The sequence below is a fragment of the Sphaerisporangium rufum genome (assembly GCF_016863395.1).
GTDB lineage: Bacteria > Actinomycetota > Actinomycetes > Streptosporangiales > Streptosporangiaceae > Sphaerisporangium > Sphaerisporangium rufum.
Genome location: NZ_BOOU01000055.1, coordinates 92,316 through 110,842, shown reverse-complemented (window position 1 = coordinate 110,842; position 18,527 = coordinate 92,316). Strand labels below are relative to the sequence as shown.

20 protein-coding genes and 1 pseudogene are annotated in these 18,527 nt (G+C 69.8%); 15 read left to right on the top strand and 6 right to left on the bottom strand.

Annotated features, from left to right (window positions below):
- The 6 genes from Sru01_RS21050 to Sru01_RS21025 all read left to right on the top strand — a co-directional run.
- Nucleotides 1-199: Rieske 2Fe-2S domain-containing protein (locus tag Sru01_RS21050; RefSeq protein WP_203989098.1), on the top strand; the 199-nt coding region annotated here is incomplete at its 5' end.
- Nucleotide 200: 1 nt separating this feature from the next.
- Entirely contained in the window at nucleotides 201-947 is a 747-nt protein-coding gene (sufC, locus tag Sru01_RS21045) for a Fe-S cluster assembly ATPase SufC (RefSeq protein WP_203989097.1), read from the top strand.
- Nucleotides 944-2,206, top strand: a complete 1,263-nt coding sequence (locus tag Sru01_RS21040; RefSeq protein ID WP_203989095.1) for a cysteine desulfurase — start codon at nucleotides 944-946, stop codon at nucleotides 2,204-2,206. The genes sufC and Sru01_RS21040 overlap by 4 nt, the downstream gene beginning before the upstream one ends.
- 2 nt (nucleotides 2,207-2,208) lie before the next feature.
- Complete coding sequence (gene sufU, locus Sru01_RS21035; protein WP_203989093.1) at nucleotides 2,209-2,646, top strand: Fe-S cluster assembly sulfur transfer protein SufU; 438 nt, start codon at nucleotides 2,209-2,211, stop codon at nucleotides 2,644-2,646.
- Between the two features lie 67 nt (nucleotides 2,647-2,713).
- Entirely contained in the window at nucleotides 2,714-3,085 is a 372-nt protein-coding gene (locus Sru01_RS21030) for a metal-sulfur cluster assembly factor (protein WP_203989091.1), read from the top strand.
- A 354-nt stretch (nucleotides 3,086-3,439) separates the two neighbouring features.
- Nucleotides 3,440-4,930 (top strand): DEAD/DEAH box helicase, encoded by a 1,491-nt coding sequence (locus tag Sru01_RS21025; protein ID WP_239137617.1) that lies wholly within the window; start codon nucleotides 3,440-3,442, stop codon nucleotides 4,928-4,930.
- Nucleotides 4,931-5,008: 78 nt separating this feature from the next.
- Here Sru01_RS21025 and Sru01_RS21020 read toward each other — a convergent pair whose 3' ends face one another.
- Nucleotides 5,009-6,811, bottom strand: a complete 1,803-nt coding sequence (locus Sru01_RS21020) for a SpoIIE family protein phosphatase (RefSeq protein WP_203989089.1) — start codon at nucleotides 6,809-6,811, stop codon at nucleotides 5,009-5,011.
- A gap of 377 nt (nucleotides 6,812-7,188) precedes the next feature.
- Between Sru01_RS21020 and Sru01_RS21015 the strand changes: the two genes are divergently transcribed.
- The 6 genes from Sru01_RS21015 (at nucleotide 7,189) to Sru01_RS20990 (ending at nucleotide 11,876) form a co-directional block, all read left to right on the top strand.
- Nucleotides 7,189-7,452, top strand: a complete 264-nt coding sequence (locus tag Sru01_RS21015; protein WP_189163533.1) for a phosphoribosyl-ATP diphosphatase — start codon at nucleotides 7,189-7,191, stop codon at nucleotides 7,450-7,452.
- Nucleotides 7,453-7,515: 63 nt separating this feature from the next.
- A complete protein-coding gene (gene hisG, locus Sru01_RS21010) occupies nucleotides 7,516-8,361 on the top strand; it encodes an ATP phosphoribosyltransferase (RefSeq protein WP_203989087.1) in 846 nt (281 codons plus the stop codon).
- Between the two features lie 97 nt (nucleotides 8,362-8,458).
- Entirely contained in the window at nucleotides 8,459-9,355 is an 897-nt protein-coding gene (locus Sru01_RS21005) for an ABC transporter ATP-binding protein (protein ID WP_203989085.1), read from the top strand.
- A 3-nt stretch (nucleotides 9,356-9,358) separates the two neighbouring features.
- The gene (locus Sru01_RS21000; RefSeq protein ID WP_203989083.1) at nucleotides 9,359-10,093 is read left to right on the top strand and encodes an ABC transporter permease; all 735 of its coding nucleotides are present in this window, start codon (nucleotides 9,359-9,361) and stop codon (nucleotides 10,091-10,093) included.
- Nucleotides 10,094-10,095: 2 nt separating this feature from the next.
- The gene (locus Sru01_RS20995) at nucleotides 10,096-11,274 is read left to right on the top strand and encodes a sensor histidine kinase (protein ID WP_203989081.1); all 1,179 of its coding nucleotides are present in this window, start codon (nucleotides 10,096-10,098) and stop codon (nucleotides 11,272-11,274) included.
- Nucleotides 11,271-11,876, top strand: coding sequence for a response regulator transcription factor (locus Sru01_RS20990; RefSeq protein WP_203989079.1), 606 nt, complete (start codon nucleotides 11,271-11,273; stop codon nucleotides 11,874-11,876). Before Sru01_RS20995 ends, Sru01_RS20990 begins: the two co-directional genes overlap by 4 nt.
- Before the next feature lie 106 nt (nucleotides 11,877-11,982).
- Here the strand turns inward: Sru01_RS20990 and Sru01_RS20985 are convergent, their stop codons facing one another.
- Both Sru01_RS20985 and Sru01_RS20980 read right to left on the bottom strand, forming a co-directional pair.
- Entirely contained in the window at nucleotides 11,983-12,501 is a 519-nt protein-coding gene (locus Sru01_RS20985) for an ATP-binding protein (protein WP_203989077.1), read from the bottom strand.
- Nucleotides 12,502-12,550: 49 nt separating this feature from the next.
- Nucleotides 12,551-12,865: a hypothetical protein gene (locus Sru01_RS20980; RefSeq protein WP_203989075.1), complete on the bottom strand. Its 315-nt coding sequence runs from the start codon at nucleotides 12,863-12,865 to the stop codon at nucleotides 12,551-12,553.
- A 178-nt stretch (nucleotides 12,866-13,043) separates the two neighbouring features.
- Here Sru01_RS20980 and Sru01_RS20975 point away from each other — a divergent pair, with 178 nt between their 5' ends.
- Nucleotides 13,044-13,931: a helix-turn-helix domain-containing protein gene (locus Sru01_RS20975; protein ID WP_239137616.1), complete on the top strand. Its 888-nt coding sequence runs from the start codon at nucleotides 13,044-13,046 to the stop codon at nucleotides 13,929-13,931.
- Nucleotides 13,918-14,139, top strand: coding sequence for a DUF397 domain-containing protein (locus tag Sru01_RS20970; protein WP_203989073.1), 222 nt, complete (start codon nucleotides 13,918-13,920; stop codon nucleotides 14,137-14,139). Before Sru01_RS20975 ends, Sru01_RS20970 begins: the two co-directional genes overlap by 14 nt.
- Before the next feature lie 67 nt (nucleotides 14,140-14,206).
- On the opposite strand, the gene Sru01_RS36620 is transcribed toward Sru01_RS20970, so the two are convergent.
- The gene (locus Sru01_RS36620; RefSeq protein WP_203989071.1) at nucleotides 14,207-14,608 is read right to left on the bottom strand and encodes a restriction system modified-DNA reader domain-containing protein; all 402 of its coding nucleotides are present in this window, start codon (nucleotides 14,606-14,608) and stop codon (nucleotides 14,207-14,209) included.
- A 306-nt stretch (nucleotides 14,609-14,914) separates the two neighbouring features.
- On the opposite strand from Sru01_RS36620, the pseudogene Sru01_RS36280 reads away from it, so the two are divergent.
- Nucleotides 14,915-15,226: pseudogene (locus Sru01_RS36280) on the top strand (transposase); the annotation flags it as partial.
- 48 nt (nucleotides 15,227-15,274) lie between these two features.
- Here Sru01_RS36280 and Sru01_RS20960 read toward each other — a convergent pair.
- Together Sru01_RS20960 and Sru01_RS20955 are read right to left on the bottom strand one after the other, a co-directional pair.
- On the bottom strand, nucleotides 15,275-16,477 hold the full coding sequence (locus Sru01_RS20960) for an McrC family protein (RefSeq protein WP_203989069.1): 1,203 nt from the start codon (nucleotides 16,475-16,477) through the stop codon (nucleotides 15,275-15,277).
- Nucleotides 16,474-18,477 (bottom strand): McrB family protein, encoded by a 2,004-nt coding sequence (locus Sru01_RS20955; RefSeq protein WP_203989067.1) that lies wholly within the window; start codon nucleotides 18,475-18,477, stop codon nucleotides 16,474-16,476. Before Sru01_RS20955 ends, Sru01_RS20960 begins: the two co-directional genes overlap by 4 nt.
- Between the last annotated feature and the right edge of the window lie 50 nt (nucleotides 18,478-18,527).

The window sequence follows — 18,527 nt, the reverse complement described above, 5'->3', positions numbered from 1 at the left end:
GGTGCGCCTCAGCGAGGGCGACGTGTACGACGACACGCTGGAGTGCTGGCTGCACGGCTCGTGCTTCGACGTGCGCACCGGCAAGCCGACCGGCCCGCCGGCGACCCGGCCGGTCCCTGTCTACCGAGTGAAGCTCGACGGCGACGACGTGCTCGTCTCGCTCGACGGCGCCGACAATGCCGACAATGGAGAGTCCTAAAGTGTCCACCCTGGAAATCCGTGACCTGCGTGTCGCCGTCGAGGACAAGGAGATCCTGCGCGGCGTCGACCTGACCGTGCGGTCCGGCGAGACCCACGCCCTGATGGGCCCGAACGGCTCGGGCAAATCCACCCTGGCCTACGCCGTCGCCGGCCACCCGAAGTACACCATCACCTCCGGCACGGTCACCCTGGACGGCGAGGACGTGCTGTCGCTGTCGGTGGACGAGCGCGCCCGCGCCGGCCTGTTCCTGGCCATGCAGTACCCCGTCGAGGTGCCCGGCGTCTCGGTGTCGAACTTCCTGCGCAGCGCGGTCACCTCGGTGCGCGGCGAGGCGCCCAAGCTGCGGGTGTTCACCAAGGAGCTCAAGGAGGGCATGGACGCGCTGTCCATCGACGCCTCCTTCGCCCAGCGCAACCTCAACGAGGGGTTCTCCGGCGGCGAGAAGAAGCGCCACGAGATCCTGCAGCTGGAGCTGCTCAAGCCGAAGATCGCCATCCTGGACGAGACCGACTCCGGGCTGGACGTCGACGCGCTGCGCGTGGTGTCCGAGGGCGTCAACCGCTTCACCGCGGGCGGTGAGACCGGCGTGCTGCTGATCACCCACTACACCCGGATCCTGCGCTACGTGAAGCCGGACTTCGTGCACGTCTTCTCCGCCGGCCGGATCGTCGAGGAGGGCGGCCCCGAGCTCGCCGACCGGCTGGAGGCCGAGGGCTACGAGCGCTTCACCAAGGCGAGTGCATGACCGAGACCCTGTTCGACGTGGAGAGGATCAGGAAGGACTTCCCGATCCTCTCCCGCGAGCTGCCCGGCGGCCGGCCGCTGGTCTACCTCGACTCGGGGAATTCCTCGCAGAAGCCGCTGCAGGTGGTGAACGCCATGCGCGACCACCTGGAGCATCACTACAGCAACGTCGGCCGCGCGCTGCACGTGCTCGGCAGCGAGTCCACCGAGGCCTACGAGGGCGCGCGCGACAAGGTGGCGGCGTTCATCGGCGCCCCCTCGCGCGACGAGGTCGTCTTCACCAAGAACGCCTCCGAGGCGCTGAACCTGGTGGCCTACGCCTTCGGCAACCCGCTGGCCGAGGACGAGCGGTTCCGGGTGCGGCCCGGCGACGAGATCCTCATCTCCGAGATGGAGCACCACTCCAACATCGTGCCCTGGCAGCTGGTCGCCCAGCGCACCGGCGCGACGCTGCGCTGGTTCCCGGTCACCGACGAGGGCCGGCTGGACCTGTCCGGCCTCACCGAGCTGGTCAACGAGCGCACGAAGATCGTGTCGATCGTGCACCAGTCCAACGTGCTGGGCACCGTCAACCCGGTCGCCGAGGTGCTGGCCCGGGCCCGCCAGGTGGGCGCGGTGATGATGCTGGACGCCTCCCAGTCGGTGCCGCACCGCCCGGTCGACGTGGCGGCGCTCGGCGTCGACTTCGTGGCGTTCACCGGGCACAAGATGGTCGGCCCGTCCGGCATCGGGGTGCTGTGGGGGCGGCGCGAGGTGCTGGAGGCCATGCCGCCGTTCCTCGGCGGCGGCGAGATGATCGAGGCGGTCTGGATGGACCACTCGACCTACGCCCCGATCCCGCACAAGTTCGAGGCCGGCACCCCGCCGATCGTCGAGGCCGTCGGCCTCGGCGCCGCGGTCGACTACCTGACGTCGGTCGGCATGGACGACATCCGGCGCCACGAGCACGAGCTGACCGAGTACGGCCTGGCCGCGCTCGCCGAGGTGCCGGGGCTGCGCGTGCTCGGCCCGAAGACGGCCGAGGGGCGCGGCGGCACCCTGTCGTTCACCCTGCCCGAGGTGCACCCGCACGACGTCGGGCAGATCCTGGACGACGCGTTCGGCATCGCCGTGCGCGTCGGGCACCACTGCGCCCGCCCGCTGCACCTGCGCTTCGGAATACCGGCGAGCACCCGGGCGTCTATGTACCTGTACAACACCACGGACGAGATCGACGCGCTGGTCCGGGGCCTCCACCACGTCCAGAAGGTGTTCGGATAGACATGATCGCCGAGTCGCTGTACCAGGAGCTGATCCTGGAGCACTACAAGCACCCGCAGGGCCGGGGGCTACGCGAGCCGTACGACGCCGAGGTGCACCACGTGAACCCCACCTGCGGCGACGAGGTCACCATGCGGGTGCGGCTCGGCGACGGCGGCAAGGTCCTGGACGTCTCCTACGACGGGCAGGGCTGCTCGATCAGCCAGGCCGCGGCCTCGGTGCTGCACGAGCTCGCCACCGGGTCCACCGTGGGCGACTCGCTGGCCGTGGTGGACGAGTTCACCCGGCTGATGCAGGGCCGCGGCCAGGTGGAGCCGGACGAGGACGTGCTCGGTGACGCGGTGGCGTTCGCCGGGGTGGCGAAGTATCCGGCCCGGGTGAAATGCGCGTTGCTGGCCTGGATGGCCTTCAAGGACGCGGTGGCGCGGAGCTCGGCATGACCGGCCGGGCACAGCGGAACGACGGCCGCCCCGGTGCGGCCGGTGGACGGCGAGGCGAGGAGACGGCGTGAGCAAGCCAGTGGAGACCCCGACCGGACCCACCGGGTTCGACGGCGAGACGAATCTGGAGGAGGTGCTCGAGGCGCTGAAGGACGTGGTGGACCCCGAGCTCGGCATCAACGTGGTCGACCTCGGCCTGGTGTACGGGGTGAACCTGGACCCGGCCGGCGAGGGTGCTCGCCCGGTCGCCACCATCGACATGACCCTGACCAGCGCCGCCTGCCCGCTGACCGACGTCATCGAGGAGCAGGCGCACTCCGCGCTGGACGGCATGGTCTCCGACGTGAAGATCAACTGGGTCTGGCTGCCGCCGTGGGGGCCGGACAAGATCAGCGACGAGGGCCGCGACCAGCTTCGCATGCTCGGCTTCAACGTCTGAACGCGCCCTCTCGGCCGCTGCCCGGGCACCTGGCCGGCCGTTCCCGCGGCCGGCCTGACCGGCGTGTTTCCCGCCGCATGCCCGGCCCGGCGGTGGATTTTGATCGTTGCTTGACGAGGTTCGGGTAGACTTCCTGTCGAACCCGATGAGCGGTGCTCACCTGTCCTGGTCGATCCCACCGCTCCGGCGTCCAGCCGACGCCCGTTTCTCCCGATACGGCACTGTGCCGTACGACCCCGCACGGCACAGCCGCGCAGCCCGGTACGGCACCGCGCCGTACACCCCGGCCCGTCCTTTCGCAGAAGTGACGTGCCATGTCTCTTCGACCGAAAGGCACCACCCATCGTGACCACCATGCACTCCGCCATGCCCGCCGACGCCCTCGCCGGGCACCCCGACGGCGCGCCCGGCGCGTCCGCCGGGACGGCGGCGCCCGACCAGGGACCGGCGGAGTTCACCCTGCTCGGCCTGCCCCGCCCGCTGGTGACCGCACTGGCCAGGCAGGGCATCAACAGCCCGTTCCCCATCCAGCGGGCCACCATCCCCGACATCCTGGCCGGCCGGCACGTCCTCGGCCGCGGCCAGACCGGGTCGGGCAAGACCCTGGCCTTCGGCCTGCCCACCATGACCCGGATCGCCGGCACCAAGGCCGCGCCCCGCCGCCCGCTCGCCGTCGTGCTCGTGCCGACCCGCGAGCTGGCCATGCAGGTCACCGACGCGCTGGAGCCGCTCGGCCGCGGGCTGTCGCTGCGGATGAAGACGGTCGTCGGCGGCATGTCGATGGGCCGGCAGATCGAGGCGCTGCGGCGCGGCGTCGAGATCGTCGTTGCCACCCCCGGCCGGCTCACCGACCTGATCCAGCAGGGCGAGTGCTCGCTCGCGGACGTCCGGATCACGGTGATCGACGAGGCCGACCACATGTGCGACCTCGGGTTCTTCCCGGTGGTGAGCGCCCTGCTGCAGCAGACTCCCGCCGACGGCCAGCGCCTGCTGTTCTCCGCGACGCTGGACGGCGACGTCGACAAGCTGGTCCGCCGCTTCCTGCGCGAGCCGGTGACCCACTCCCTGGCCCCGGCCACCTCGCCGGTGGACACCATGGAGCACCACGTGCTCCAGGTGACCCGGGACGACAAGTTCCAGATCACCGCCGAGATCGCCAACCGCGCGGGCCGCACGATCATCTTCGTGCGCACCCAGCACGGGGTGGACCGCCTGGTCAAGCAGCTGGCCCGGGTCGGAGTCAAGGCGGGTGGCCTGCACGGCGGCAAGCGGCAGAACCAGCGCACCCGCATCCTCGCCGAGTTCCGCGAGGGCAACATCGGCGTGCTGGTCTGCACCGACGTCGCCGCCCGGGGCATCCACGTCGACGACGTCAGCCTGGTGCTGCACGTGGACCCGCCGGCCGACCACAAGAGCTACCTGCACCGCGGCGGGCGCACCGCCCGGGCGGGGGAGCGGGGCACCGTGCTGACCCTGGTGCTGCCGAACGAGCGCCGTTCCACCGAGACGCTGACCCGGCGGGCCGGGGTGCAGGCGAACCGGCTGAAGGCCACCCCCGGCCACCCGCGGCTGGCCGAGGTCGCCGGTGCCCAGCTGCCGAGCGGCGTGGAGATCCCGGTGTGGGAGCCGGCCGCGCCGGCCGCCAAGCGCCCGCGCCGCGAGGGTGGCCACGGTGGCGAGCGGCGGCCGCGCCGGTTCCACGACCGCGCCGCCCGGGGCGAGGGCGGCCGCGGCGAGCGCCGCGACCCGGCGCAGCACCGGGAGGGGCGGTCGGCCACCGAGCGCCCGGCCGGCCGCGGCTCCGGCCCGCGTGGCGGTCGCGGCGGTCGCGGCTACGGCGGCTGATACGACGGCGACGGCCGACACGGCCGACACGGCCGACACGGCCGACAGGGCGGCTGACGCGCCGGCTGAGCCGCCGGATCAGCCGGCGGCCCGGATGAACAGGGTGGCGATGTCGTCCTTGAGGCGGCCACCCTGGTAGTCCAGCGCCGCCCGGCTTATGATGTCGGCCAGCTCGGGCAGCGGTGCGGTCGCGCCGCCGCGCAGCAGGGACGGCAGCCTGGTCTCGCCGAACATCCGGCCGCCGCCGCGCGCCTCGGCGATGCCGTCGGTGAACAGCATGAGCGTCTCGCCCGGCTCCAGGACGAAGGAGCTGGGCCGCACCTCCGGCTCGGGCAGCACGCCGATCAGCATGCCGGGGCGGCCCGCCTCGCGGACCCGGCCGCGCGGGTCGACCCGTAGCGGGAGCGGGTGGCCGCAGACGGCCATCCGCACCCGGATCCGCCCCTCCTCCGGGCTGAGGGTCAGGTACACCAGCGTGCAGAACCGCTCGGTGCCGTGACCGAGGACCGCCTGGTTCAGCACTTCGGCGACCCGGGCGGGGTCGGGGTCGGCCAGCACGGCCGCCCGGGCGGTGTGCCGGATCAGCGCGGTGAGCGCGGCCGCCTCGGCGTCCTTGCCGCACACGTCGCCGAGCACCACGCCCCAGCGCCCGCCGCCTGCGGCGAACAGGTCGTAGAAGTCCCCGCCCACCTGCGCGTCGCCGGTTGCGGGGTGGTAGCGGGCGGCCAGCTCCACCCCCGGGATGTCCGGCAGCCGCGGCGGCAGCAGGCTCTGCTGCAGGGTGCGGGCGATCTCACGCTGGCGCTCCAGGGCCGCGGTCTTCTCGATGCACGCGGCGGCCAGCTCGGCGAGCTGGATGAGCATCGCCTCGTCGTCCACGGTGAAGTCGCCGCCGTCGCGCTTGTCCGACAGCTGGATGAGGCCGACGTTGCCGCCGGCGGAGTCGACGAGCGGCACGGCGAGCCAGTCACGCAGCGGCGGATGGCGCCCGCCGGCCTGCCCGCACCACGCGGGATGCCCGCGCAGCTCGCCTTGGCCCAGCCGCAGCGGCACGTTGTGCCGGCAGACCTCCGCGTACAGGCCGTCCTCGACCGCGAAGGACTCCGGGTCGCGCCACCTGGCGTACCGGTCCGACAGGGAGATCGCGGTGACCGGGCGGGCCCGGCCGGTGGTGAGCGCGGTCAGCGCCTGGTGGGTGCCGACCAGGGCGCGGGCCTGCTCGGTGACCGTGCCGAGCAGGTCGTCCAGCGACCTGGCCGAGTTGATCTCGACGCTCGCCTGCGCGAGATCCTGCAGCTGGCGGGAGCGGCGGCGGGCGCTTTCGGCCTGCTCGTTCAGCCGGGCCGATTCGGCCGAGTCCAGCAGCAGACGGATCTCCGCCATGGCCGCGGTGGCCAGCTCGCCGAGCGTGCGCAGCTGGTCACCGGTCCAGCGTCGGGGCCGGCGGTCTACCACGCACAGCGCGCCCACGGCCTGGCCGTCCAGGGTGAGCGGCACCGCCAGGTAGGCGCGCATGCCGGTCTGGGTGACCGCCGGGTTGCGGGCGTGGCCGGTCCGGCCGCGGACGTCGCCGATCACGAGCGGGCGGGCCTGCGCCACCACCAGCGGGCAGAAGCCCCAGTCCAGCGGCATGGTCCGGTCGGTGGTGCGCGGGTTCCGGGAGCCGATGTACTGGGTCAGCCGCTGCCGGTCGCCCTCGACCAGGGTGACCAGTACCACGCCGACCTCCAGCAGCCGGGCGGCCAGTCCGGCCGAGCGGTCCAGCGTCTGGCGGGCCAGGGCGCCGACGGCCTGCAGCTGCTCCAGCGCCTTGAGGCGCTCGGGGCTGTTCAGCGCGTCCAGGCAGCGCGGGGTGTCGGCCACCCGGCGGGTGAGCGTCACGGCCGGCTCCCACCGCCGGGCCGCCGGCCCCGGGCCGGGCCGGCCGGCGCGGTCCTCGCGGTCATGTCGATCTCGTCCCCCTGCCGGTGCGCGGGGCTCGCCGGGCCGCGTGCGATAGGGCCGGCCCGCCGGCCGGTGCGCGTCCCTTGAGACCCTGGCCACGAACGCCGTGGCTCTGGCATCCTCTCCGACATCCGCCCGCCCGATCCAGGCAGTTTAACGATTAATGTCCGTATTTTGTGTGTAATGAACGTTTTGCTGGAAGATCGGGATCGGCCGGGGCCGGTGGCGGATCGCCCGTTCCGGAGCGCCCCGCACCTGCCGCGTCCCGGGTACGACTACGCTGGAGCGGCAGGCTCACCGACGCGAGAGAGACGATGAAGACCTTCGAAGAGCTGTTCGCCGAGCTGTCCGAGAAGGCGCGCACCCGACCCGCCGGGTCGGGCACCGTGGCGGCCCTGGACGCCGGTGTGCACGCCATCGGCAAGAAGGTCGTGGAGGAGGCCGCCGAGAGCTGGATGGCGGCCGAGCACGAGTCCACCGACCGGGCCGCCGAGGAGATCTCCCAGCTGCTCTACCACGTGCAGGTTCTCATGATCGCCCGCGGTATCGGGCTGGACGAGGTCTACAAGCATCTCTAGGCCGGCGCCGCGCCGGCCGAGACCCGCCTCGCCCGTCCCGATCCCGCGAAGGATTATCCGACCATGCTCCGTCTCGCCGTACCGAACAAGGGCGCCCTGGCCGAGGCCGCCCACACCATGCTGAACGAAGCGGGGTACCGCCCCCGCAAGGACGCCAAGGAGCTCGTGGTCGTCGACCCCGACAACTCCTGCGAGCTGTTCTTCCTGCGCCCGCGGGACATCGCCGTCTACGTGGGCGAGGGCACGCTGGACGCCGGGATCACCGGCGCCGACATGCTGCTGGACTCCGGCGCCCCCGCCGAGGAGGTCATGCCGCTCGGCTTCGGGGTGTCCACCTTCCGCTTCGCCGCCCGCCCCGGCGCGTTCTCCTCGGTGAAGGACCTGGCGGGCATGCGGGTGGCCACCTCCTACGCCGGCCTGCTCGGCCACCACCTGGCCGACGTCGGCGTCGACGCCCGGGTGATCAAGCTGGACGGTGCGGTGGAGACCGCCATCCGGCTCGGCGTCGCCGACGCGGTCGCCGACGTGGTCGAGACCGGCACCACGCTGCGCAACGTCGGCCTGGAGGTCTTCGGCGAACCGATCGCCCACTCCCAGGGCGTGCTGGTCAAGCGGGCCGGCGCGGCCGAGACGCCCGGGCTGCGGCAGCTCGCCCGCCGGCTGCAGGGCGTGCTGGTCGCCCGCGACTACGTCATGATCGACTACGACATCCGCGCCGAGCGCATCGACGAGGCCATCGCCATCACGCCCGGCATGGAGGGCCCGACCGTCTCCCCGCTGCACCGCGAGGGCTGGGTCGCCGTCCGGGCCATGGTGCCGCGCAAGGGCCACCAGCAGATCATGGACCGGCTGTGGGAGCTCGGCGCCAAGGCCGTGCTGGTCACCGCCATCTTCGCCTGCCGCCTGTGAGGCGGTGAGCCGGTGATGTCCGAGATGACAGATGTCATCCCGGACGCCGGATGAGCGGCACTGCGACCGGAGATCGCGCGCTTTTACGGTTATCGGCATGAACGCGATCGAGCTCAGCGGGGTGCGCAAAAGCTTCGGTGCGGTCCGGGCCGTGGACGGCCTGGACCTCACCATGGAGCCGGGCCGCACCGTCGCCATTCTCGGCCCGAACGGGGCCGGCAAGTCCACCACCATCTCCATGCTGCTCGGCCTGGCCCGCCCCACCGCGGGCACCGTCCGGGTGTTCGGCCACTCGCCGGAGGAGGCGGTGGCCCGCGGCGAGATCGGCGCCATGCTCCAGGAAGGCGCGCTGATCCCCGAGCTCACCGTGCGGGAGACCGTCGACTTCATCCGCCGGCTGTACCCCCGCCCGCTGCCGCTGGAGGAGATCCTGCGGATGGCCGACCTCACCGAACTGGCCGGCCGGCGCGCCGACCGGCTGTCCGGCGGCCAGACCCAGCGGGTCCGCTTCGCGCTGGCCATCGCCGGTGGGCCCCGGCTGCTGGTGCTGGACGAGCCCACCGCCGCGATGGACGTGGAGTCGCGGCGCGCCTTCTGGGAGAGCATGCGCGGCTACGCCTCGGCCGGCCGTACCGTGCTGTTCGCCACGCACTACCTGGAAGAGGCCGACGAGAACTCCGACCGGGTGATCGTCATGGCCCGCGGCCGGCTCGTCGCCGACGGCACCGCCGCCGAGATCAAGGCGGGCGCCGGCGCCGGCGCCGGCACGGTCGCGTTCTCGCTGGGCGACCAGCCCGCCGCCGGGCTGGACGTGCTGCCGGGCGTCACCGCGGTGGACATCCAGGGGGGCACCGTGCGACTGGTCACCGCCGACGTGGACGCCACCGTGGCCGCCCTCTACCGCGGCACCGACCTCGACGTGCGCGATCTCCAGGTCCGCGGGGCCGACCTGGAGGACGCCTTCCTGTCCCTCACCCAGGCCGCGGAGGTCTGACCCATGCTCAACTACGTCAAGCTCGAGGCCACCCGGATGCTGCGCAACAAGCGCTACATCATCTTCGTCGTCGCCTTCCCGGTCGGCTTCTACCTGCTCTACTCCAACCTCTGGGGCGCCCAGGCCGACGAGTCGACCGGCCTGCAGGGCAGGATCTTCCTGCTGGTATCGATGGCCGCCTACGGTGCGCTGGCCGCGTCGATCATGTCCACCGCGGTGCCGTGGGCGCAGGAGCGGCAGGCCGGCTGGCTGCGCCAGCTGCAGATCACCCCGCTGCCCGGCTGGGCCGTCATCGTCACCAAGATGATCACTGCGCTGCTGCTGGTGCTGCCGGCGCTGCTGCTGGTCACGCTGGCCGCGGTGCTCGTGCAGCACGTCAGCCTGTCCGGGCAGCTGCTGGCCGTGATCGCGGCGATGTGGGTGGGCGCCATCCCGTTCGCCGCGCTCGGCCTGACCATCGGCTCGCTGCTGCGGCCGGACACCGCCCAGCCGCTCGCGATGATCTGCATGTTCGGCCTCGCGCTGCTCGGCGGACTGTGGTTCCCTGTCGCCATGCTCCCCGAGACGATGCGGGGCATCGCCCGCGCGCTGCCGTCCTACGACTACGCCGACATCGGCTGGCAGATCGCCGCGGGGAAGGTGCCCGGGACGGCCTCGCTGGCCGGCTGGGTGGCCTGGGCCGTCGTGCTTAGCGCGCTGGCGGTGTTCGCCTTCCGCCGGGCCACCGTGCGAGGCTGACCGTGAGCAGGCTGGCGGAGATACTCAACTTCACCGGCAGCGACCCCCGCCGCACCCGGTGGCGGCGCCTGCTCGGGCTCTCCGTCGGCCTGGTCTACCTGGTCTACCCGGCCGGCGACCTGGTGTCCGGGGCCATCAGCGGGGTGAAGGCCTGCTGGGCGGCCGTCGCGCTGGTCGCGTTCGTGGCCGCCTACGTGGGCACCGCGCTGAGCCCCCGCGACTTCGGGGAGCCGGGCCGGTGGACCCACCCGCTGCTCGGGCTGCTGGTGCTGATGGCGCTGGTCTTCCCGCTCATCTTCGGCGGAGGGTGGCTGGCGCTGCCCATCTACGCCACCGTCGTCATCGGCATGGCGCTGCCCACCCGGGCGGCGCTGCCCGGCGTCGCCGGCATGGCCGGGGTGGTGCTCGCCGACGGCCTGTCCGACGGCGCCGACTCCGACACCCTGTTGATCCTGGTGCTGCAGGTGGTGACCGTGGGCGTGCTGTTCATGAGCGTGCGCAACACCCGGGTCCTGGTGCACCGCCTCCAGCAGGCCCAGGGCGAGGTGGCCCGGCTGGCGGCCGGGGAGGAGCGGCTGCGCATCTCCCGCGACCTGCACGACCTGCTCGGGCACAGCCTGTCGCTGATCGTGCTGAAGAGCGAGCTGGCCGGCCGGCTCGCCGAGCAGGACCCGCCGCGCGCCGTGCGGGAGATCCGCGACGTGGAGGCGGTCGCCCGGCAGGCGCTGGGGGAGGTGCGCGAGGCCGTCACCGGTTACCGGCAGCGCGGCCTGGCCGAGGAGCTGGACGGCGCCCGCACCGCGCTGTGCGCGGCCGGGGTGACCGCCGCCGTCCGCACCACCGGCACGCCGCTGCCCGCCGAACTGGACGGGCTGTTCGCCTGGGCGGTGCGCGAGGGGGTCACCAACGTCGTCCGGCACGCCGGGGCCGGTCGCTGCGACATCACGATCACCTGTACCGAGGAAGCGGCGACCCTGGACATCGAGGACGACGGGCACGCCGCCGGGCCGGTGGAGCCGGGCAGCGGGCTGTGCGGCCTGGCCGAGCGGGTGGACGACGCCGGCGGGTCGATGGAGGCCCGGCCCGGGCCGTCCGGCGGCTTCCGGCTGCGGCTGCGGGTGCCGATCCCGGTGCCGGTTCCGGTGGTGGTGCCGGCCGAGACCACCAGGAGGAGCACGTGATCAGGGTCCTGCTCGCCGAGGACCAGGCGATGGTCCGCGGGGCGCTCGCCTCGCTGCTCGGCCTGGAACCGGACATCGAGGTGGTCGGCGAGGCCGCAACCGGCACCGAGGCGGTCCGGGCGGCCCGCGCCGCCCTGCCGGACGTGGCGCTGCTGGACATCGAGATGCCGGAGATGGACGGCATCGCGGCCGCCGCCGAGATCACCGGCTCGGTGCCCGGCTGCCAGGTGCTGATCCTCACCACCTTCGGCAAGCCGGGCTACCTGCGGCGGGCCATGGAGGCCGGCGCCGCGGCCTTCCTGGTCAAGGACAGCCCGGCCCGGGAACTGGCCGCCGCGATCCGCCGGGTGCTGGCCGGCGAGCGGGTGATCGACCCGGCGCTGGCCGCCGCCGCGCTCAGCGCCGGCCCGAACCCGCTGTCGGCCCGCGAGCGCGACGTGCTCGGGGTGGCGGCCGACGGGGCCACCGTCGGCGACATCGCCCGCCGCCTGCACCTGTCGGAGGGCACCGTGCGCAACTACCTGTCCTCGGCCATCCAGAAGACCCACGCCCGCAACCGCATCGAGGCGGTCCGCCGCGCCCAGGGCCAGGGCTGGCTCTGACCTGCCATGCCCTTCAGCCAGACGATCATCCCTTCGTTCGCCGAGCGGGTCGGTCGTCTCTCTGGTCAGCTCGCTGCTCGCCCGGGTGCTCCTATCTGAGTCGAGATCAGGAGGAGGATGGGGCGAGCTCGAACCAGACCAGGGTGCTGGACGGTCGCCGCTCGAAGCCCCATCGCGACGCCAGATCGTCGACGATCAGAAGCCCTCGGCCTTCGGTCTCGTCGTCGGCGGGCCTGCGCAGGTGCGGGATCTTGGACGAGCCACCGTCCTCGATGGCGACCAGCACGCTGGTGCCCGGGAAGGCCACGGACACCAGGAACTCCTGCTCGATCGCGTGTCGCATCACGTTGGCCGCGAGTTCGCTGGTCAGGAGGATGGCATTGTCCCTGCAGGGGTGTTCTGCACCGAGTAGGCCGGCGACGAACGCGCGGGCGGGCCGCACCTGTGAGGCGCAGGGAGCGAACCGGCGTGAGACTACCGGGATCCCGCCGAATGCTGCCGGGCCGGTGAGCGGCCGCATCCGATCGTCAGTCGCATCCGACTTCCCGGTGCGCGGGGTGGAGCGGAAGAACCCGGTGAGACCGTCCAGAGCGAAAGCCAGCGCGCGAGGACGCATCGCGATCATCGGGACAGTTCCTTTCTGTGAGATAACGTTCTATGTCAGTGCAAAATGGTCAGCGCCGGGTGATGCCACCGCATGACCCTAGATCAAACCGATCGACCGCTTCCGCAGCGCCGGCGGTGGACAGGCCGAGGATGAACGGGCAGCCCAGTTCGATCCGATTCATCCGCAGGACAAGCTCCGCACTGCTCCCCGCCTCCACCAGGGCGAATCGTTCGTGGCACCACCACGGGGCGAGTGCCCACCAGCGCCGTGTCGCGACGCCGAACCACACTCGCCATCCGGTGAAGCTGTGATCGAGTTCCCGAGTGATGCGAAGCGGGTCACCGGATGTGGCCGAATTCATCGCTCTTTGGTCGGTTTCCACGGGCCCACCCGTCCTCAGAAGTTGAAGCATGAGCGCGGAGAGTGTTCAAGCTGTCACGTAGGATGACATGAGATTCGCAATCCTGCAGGAGCTTTCCGCCAGCTTCTTCAACAGTGGGTCGCGCTGTCGCTCCACTCGGTAATCTCGCGAGGTCACCGAAGAGCAGGGAGTGATCACGATGGCCGGCAAGCGAGGGATGACCTTGCGCGCCCAATGGCTTGGCCGCCAGTTGCGAGAACTGCGTGAGGCGGCCGGGCTGACGCTTACCGAAGCCGGCAAGTTCATCCAGCGCGACGGCGGCACCATCAGTCGGCTGGAGACCGGCCTATACCCTGCACGCACTCCCGACGTGGCCGCATTGCTGAATCTCTATGGGGTGTCGGACGAGCAGCGTCGTGAAGGTCTTCTCCGGCTCGCCGCCGATGTCTGGCAGATCGGGTGGTGGGACAGCTACTCCGGCAGCCTGTCACGGAAGATCGTGGACTACGCCTGGCTCGAATCGCGTGCTCGTCACATCAGTTCCTTCGACGCACTCGTGGTCCCTGGACTGCTGCAGACCAGTGGGTACATCGAAGCGGTGATCCGCAGGGCGGACGCGGATCTCATGCTGGAGCAGGTGGCGTCTGGAGTGAGATTCCGTGTGGAGCGTCAGAAGGTCCTCGACAAGCCGGAACCCTTGAGCCTCGAATGTGTACTGGACGAGAGTCTCTTGTATCGGGCCACCGGCGGTCCACAGATCTTGAGTGAGCAGCTCGATCATCTGCTGCTTCTCGTCCAACGCCCCAACATCCAGGTCAGGGTACTGCCGTACTCCGCTGGTGCCCACGTCTCCCCGGAGGGCGCGTTCATGATCTTCGAACTGCCTGAACCATACCCAGAAGTGGCTTTCATGGACACTCCCGCAGGCGGAATCTATGTTGAAGCTGATGAAGTTGAGCGGCTTAAATCGAAGTTGCGGCGTATTCGCCAGCTATCACTGGGTCCGGCCGAATCGATCGGCATGATCCGAGCGGCGGCCGAACGGGTCTTGGGTTCACAGGAGGCAATGAACAGTGGTAACACATGAACACGACGCGCTCGCAGCCTGGCATATCAGCAGTTTCAGTCCGAACGGTGGCTCCAACTGTGTCGAAGCGGGTCCGTTGCTGGACGGGAGCGGACGGATCGCGGTGCGGCACAGCCGGCATCCGGATGGCCCGATGATCATCTACAGTAGGACCGAATGGGATGCCTTCCTGGCTGGCGTCCGTGCCGACGAGTTCACTTTCGGATGAAGCATCGCTGACTACGACGCGGTGCAGGCCAGGTGTTGCCATTGGCCTACACCGCGGGCTCTGGTGATTAGATGGCTACTCCGCGTCGTCGCGCCTCGGCTCGTAGATCTTTGAGGCTGGTGTTATCGGGGAGCCGGTGCCATGCCGACCAGCCGTCCGTTTCTTGCTTGGAGAGGGCCTTGCATGCGGGCGAGGGCTTGGTGAAAGCCTCTCCGTTGGCGAGTTGAAGCCGTCCGTCGGGCAAGACCGTCGCATAGTGCACGCGGCCTAGGCGTGGACGCTTCCACATGAGCCGTTCAGCTGGTTGAAGTAAGCCAGCTTTGATCAGGGGGAGCAGAGCGCCTTCGTCTCTATGGGTGGGCTCGGTTAGAAGTAACCTCCGCAGCACGTCATTAGGTTCTTCGATCCATGCCTTAGCCTGCGCCTGGAGGAAGCTGTAAACTTCCTCGTCTATCTCGATCGTACGCAAGGTCCTTCTCGCCTCCTGTGTCTCTGGGCTGGCCCGGGCTGGCCCGGGCTGGCCTCAAGGTTAGGGTGAACGACCGCTGGGCGCAATCGCAGAGAAGGGCGAACATTGTTCGGAATTTGGGGAGGTCGCCATGGCGCGAGTCAGGGTGCATACACCCCCGTACGTTCACGTCCAGGGAGATGGTGTGCGGGTGATCAAGCCCTGAGCTGTAGGGGGTGAGATCCATGTGACAGAAGACGGCCACTTCGTAATCCTGCGATTCGCTCACATCTACACGAAGGGGACGAAGTGGCCGTCAATGACGTTGTGTCCGCTGCCAGGAAGTGCTTCGAAGACACTGCGGCAACTGCGAGCCCGGACCTGCTGCGCACGGTGATCCGGGAGTTCGCGCAGCGGATGATGGACGCCGGGGTCGAGCGGCTGTGCGAGGCTAGCTACGGCGAGGTCAGCGACCAGCGGGTCACCACCCGCAGCGGCTATCGCAGCAGGCCGCGGGACACCGGCGCCGGGTTCATCGAGCTGGCCGTGCCCCGGCTGCGGTCCGGATCGTACCTCCCGGACTTCTTGCTGGACAAGCGGCGCCGGGCCGTGGCGCTGACCAGCGTGATGGCCACCTCCAACACCGGCTGGTGGGCCCCGAGTTCCATGGAGCTGAATTACCGAATCTCATGTCACGGTGGTGGTGTTCGCGAGCATGAGTTCGGCGATCGTCTGGATCTGGTCGCGGAGACTGGAGAGCGGCGCGGCCAGATCCAGTCGGTGCTCGTACAGGTCGATGGCCAGCCGCCCTCGTAGCCGGTGGTGGACGATGGAACTGCCCTGAGGGCCACCCGCGTAGACGATGTGGCCCTGGAGGCATTCCAGCGCGGCGCAATAAGTGATCACTTGGAAGCGGTAATCACGTGCCTTGTCCGTGTGATCGCTGTATTTGGCATCGATGACGGCCTGGGTCTTTTGTCTAGCGACCCATCGGATATCGGGCTTTATCGTGAGGCTGCTATTTGTGGTGATCTTGACTGCTTCATTGCCGATCCAGGTCCCACCGTGTGAGATGAGGATCTGTTCGAGAGCACGATGGAGGAAGTCCTCGAAAATTTTGTCCATCTGAACGAGTAGTCCGTTCACCACCGGGGAGCCGGAGGCGGGGCGGGTGCCGAACTCCAGCGAGCCACCTCGCAGGATGACATCCGCCAGCCCGAGGACGGTCCGGTAGCGGAGGTTGGCCGGACCGGGCACCCAGCGGGGAACGACACCCGGACGGGAAGGCGAGGCCTGGCGCAACCGCGCCAGCAGGTCACGTAACCGTGCCTCGGCCTTCGGATCGACTCCCGGTAAGGCGAGTAACCGTTCCGTTGCCGCTCGAAGTACCTGCGTCTCCGGCACGTCATTGGTGAATCCCTGGTAGTCCACCTCGACCGGAAACAGCCGGCCGTGGTGGCGGCGAAGCTGGTCGGCCTCACGGATGCGGCCGCGCACCACGGGGAGGGCACGTGACTCGCGCCGGTAACCATGCGGCAGCCCGTGCTTCAACGCGTTGGCTGCGCCTTGCAGGAAGGCGTACGCCATCGCGGCCAGCAGGTCCGGATGCTCGGTGGCCGTCACCTCGCGCTCCTGCCACCCTTGCTGAACCTTGTCGTAGGCGAATCCCAGCAGGAACCAGAGTCGGCTGATACTGATTTTCGGCCGGATGTGCAGTTCAAGATCCGGGAAACGGATGGCTCCTACTTTGAGCAGTGGCTTCACCCGCCATCGGTGCCCGCCCAAGGAGGTGACATCGGCGATCTTGTCCTCCCTTAATCGGCGGGCGGTTTCGGGGGAGAACGTCGCCTCGTCGCCCGCCGTCCCTTCGGTCAGACGGAGGCACGTCATCGGTCGTCCCGGCGCAGGGCTTCAAGGCCGTAATGCTCGGTGGGGTCGATGCCATCGTCGAGATGAAGATCTCGCAAGGCCGGAATGATCTGGGTCCGCCATGCCGACTCCAGACCGGCCGCCCCCGCATAAATGCTCTTACGCATCAGGTATGACGGTCCGATGCGGAAGTCAGGCGTGGCGATCTTGTTGTTGAGCCGGACGAGCAGGTCCGCCGCCTCGGTGTCCAGCCCTTCCCGTTGTAGCCATCTGCGAAGTAGCCCTTTGATGGGCTCCTGGGACGGGTGAAGCTCGACGAAGGAGAAGCGGCGGCGCATCGCCGCGTCCATCGGCACGGTGGACCGGTCGGCGGAGTTCATCGTGCCGATGATGTGCAGGTTCGCCGGGAGGACGAACGCCTCCTCGGGGGAATACTGCGGATAGGCGTGCTCGTGGCGGTATTCGAGCAGGAAGTACAGCTCACCGAAGACCGAAGGAAGGTTGCACCGGTTGAGCTCATCGATGATAAGCACGTACACCTGATCCGGATGACGGTGCGCGGCGGACGCCATGATGCGGAGCGGGCCGTCACGCTTGGTGAGGATCATGCCACCGCTGCCGTCATCACCCGGCCGGTAGCCTTCAAAGAAGTCTTCGTAGGCGTAGTTGGGGTGAAGCTGGATGAGGGCGACATTCTGCTTACGGCCACCGGTGAGATGTTCCGCGAGTCGCTGCGCCAGGTACGTCTTTCCCGTACCGGGCGGTCCGTCCAGGATCAACTGCGGTCGTTCGCGCAGTAACGTGACGCACTCCTGCAGCCATTCCGCCGGGTAGAGGAGATTCTGCGCCAGATCATCGTCCACGTTCGGCAGCTTGAACCGCCGCCGCTCCGGAATCTCCCCGATCAGCGCCATCAGGTCGCCGAGCCGGTCGGTCAACTCCACCACGTCGTAGGGTGCGGAGGCCAGCGCGATCAACTCGGTCGGAAGGTCGTCCCAAGTCAGCGGCTTTTCCAGGGGAATCCACTCGGCGGGGCGTTGAAGATTGGCCAGTCCGCCGGTAGAAGCGGAGAAGCGCGGCGGGCCGGTGATCCGGCCGATGCGGTACTCGGCATCGTCGTTGGTCAGAACCAGATCGCCCTCGTCCATCCGGGACAGGAAGGCGTAGAACTCGGCGACATGCCGGTTCTGCTCACTGTAGGAGAGCGAGCCATAGGTGTCCTGCACTTCGTTCTGGATCTCGGCCCGGGTCACGCCGCCCGGCAGCGGACGGAGCTTGTTCGCCGGCAGAGAGCAGATGCCGTTGCTCGACCACAGGTTCACGAGGTTCCGGCCATCCACCTCGGCCCTGATCAGCCAGGCCCGCCGGCGGACTGCGGGACCGTCGTCGAGCTGGCGTAACTCGGTGACCGTGAGCCGGCGGCCGGCCTCCATCTGCCCGTTGATGTTCTCCAGGCCCTCCGCCTGAAGCGTCTCCAGCCAGCCTCTGTAGGCGGCCGGGTCGCCCGGCGGGAGGTGGCCATCTCTGTTAAGAACTCTGCGCCAGCCCTCCGGACGCTCGGCCTGGAGCAGCGCGGCCAGTTTCTCGGCGTTGACGTTCGCGATCGCCGCGACGTCGTCGACTGCGGCCCAGCTCCCGGCGGGGATCGCTCCCGCCAGCCGCTCGGCGGCGGTGAAGCGGGCCTGGTTCTCTTCCCAGTGGCGGTACTCGACATCCAATCCGACGGCGAAGAGCTCAGGGTCCGGATAGCGGCGGAGGGCCGCGTGCCCCGCGTGGGTGATCGACCACGAGGCCGCGCCTAGATGGATCCAGCCGCACTTGACCAGGATGCCGGCCTTGTAGCGCAGCGCTTGCTCGGCGGCATGCCGGCGTGCTGTGGGTCCGGACCAAGCCGCCACGAACCGCGGCTCTACGTTATGGACGTGCTGCCACGCCTCCTGCGGCGTGAGCGAGCCGGACTCGGCCAGAGCGCGAAGCAGCGCGAACAGCGCCCGGGAGGTTATCTCGTCCGTCGAGGCCATGAGGGCTCCGATCAAGCGGGGGTGCCGGAAGGGTGGAGCAGGGATGACCA

Excerpts from the sequence above, each read along its gene's own strand:
- sufU (WP_203989093.1), top strand. The coding sequence starts at position 2,209 with ATGATCGCCGAGTCGCTGTACCAGGAGCTGATCCTGGAGCACTACAAG.
- hisG (WP_203989087.1), top strand. The coding sequence starts at position 7,516 with ATGCTCCGTCTCGCCGTACCGAACAAGGGCGCCCTGGCCGAGGCCGCC.
- Sru01_RS21040 (WP_203989095.1), top strand. The coding sequence starts at position 944 with ATGACCGAGACCCTGTTCGACGTGGAGAGGATCAGGAAGGACTTCCCG.
- Sru01_RS20985 (WP_203989077.1), bottom strand. The coding sequence starts at position 12,501 with ATGATCGCGATGCGTCCTCGCGCGCTGGCTTTCGCTCTGGACGGTCTC.
- Sru01_RS20960 (WP_203989069.1), bottom strand. The coding sequence starts at position 16,477 with ATGACGTGCCTCCGTCTGACCGAAGGGACGGCGGGCGACGAGGCGACG.
- Sru01_RS20975 (WP_239137616.1), top strand. The coding sequence starts at position 13,044 with ATGGCCGGCAAGCGAGGGATGACCTTGCGCGCCCAATGGCTTGGCCGC.
- Sru01_RS21025 (WP_239137617.1), top strand. The coding sequence starts at position 3,440 with ATGCACTCCGCCATGCCCGCCGACGCCCTCGCCGGGCACCCCGACGGC.
- Sru01_RS21015 (WP_189163533.1), top strand. The coding sequence starts at position 7,189 with ATGAAGACCTTCGAAGAGCTGTTCGCCGAGCTGTCCGAGAAGGCGCGC.
- Sru01_RS20955 (WP_203989067.1), bottom strand. The coding sequence starts at position 18,477 with ATGGCCTCGACGGACGAGATAACCTCCCGGGCGCTGTTCGCGCTGCTT.
- Sru01_RS21005 (WP_203989085.1), top strand. The coding sequence starts at position 8,459 with ATGAACGCGATCGAGCTCAGCGGGGTGCGCAAAAGCTTCGGTGCGGTC.
- Sru01_RS21000 (WP_203989083.1), top strand. The coding sequence starts at position 9,359 with ATGCTCAACTACGTCAAGCTCGAGGCCACCCGGATGCTGCGCAACAAG.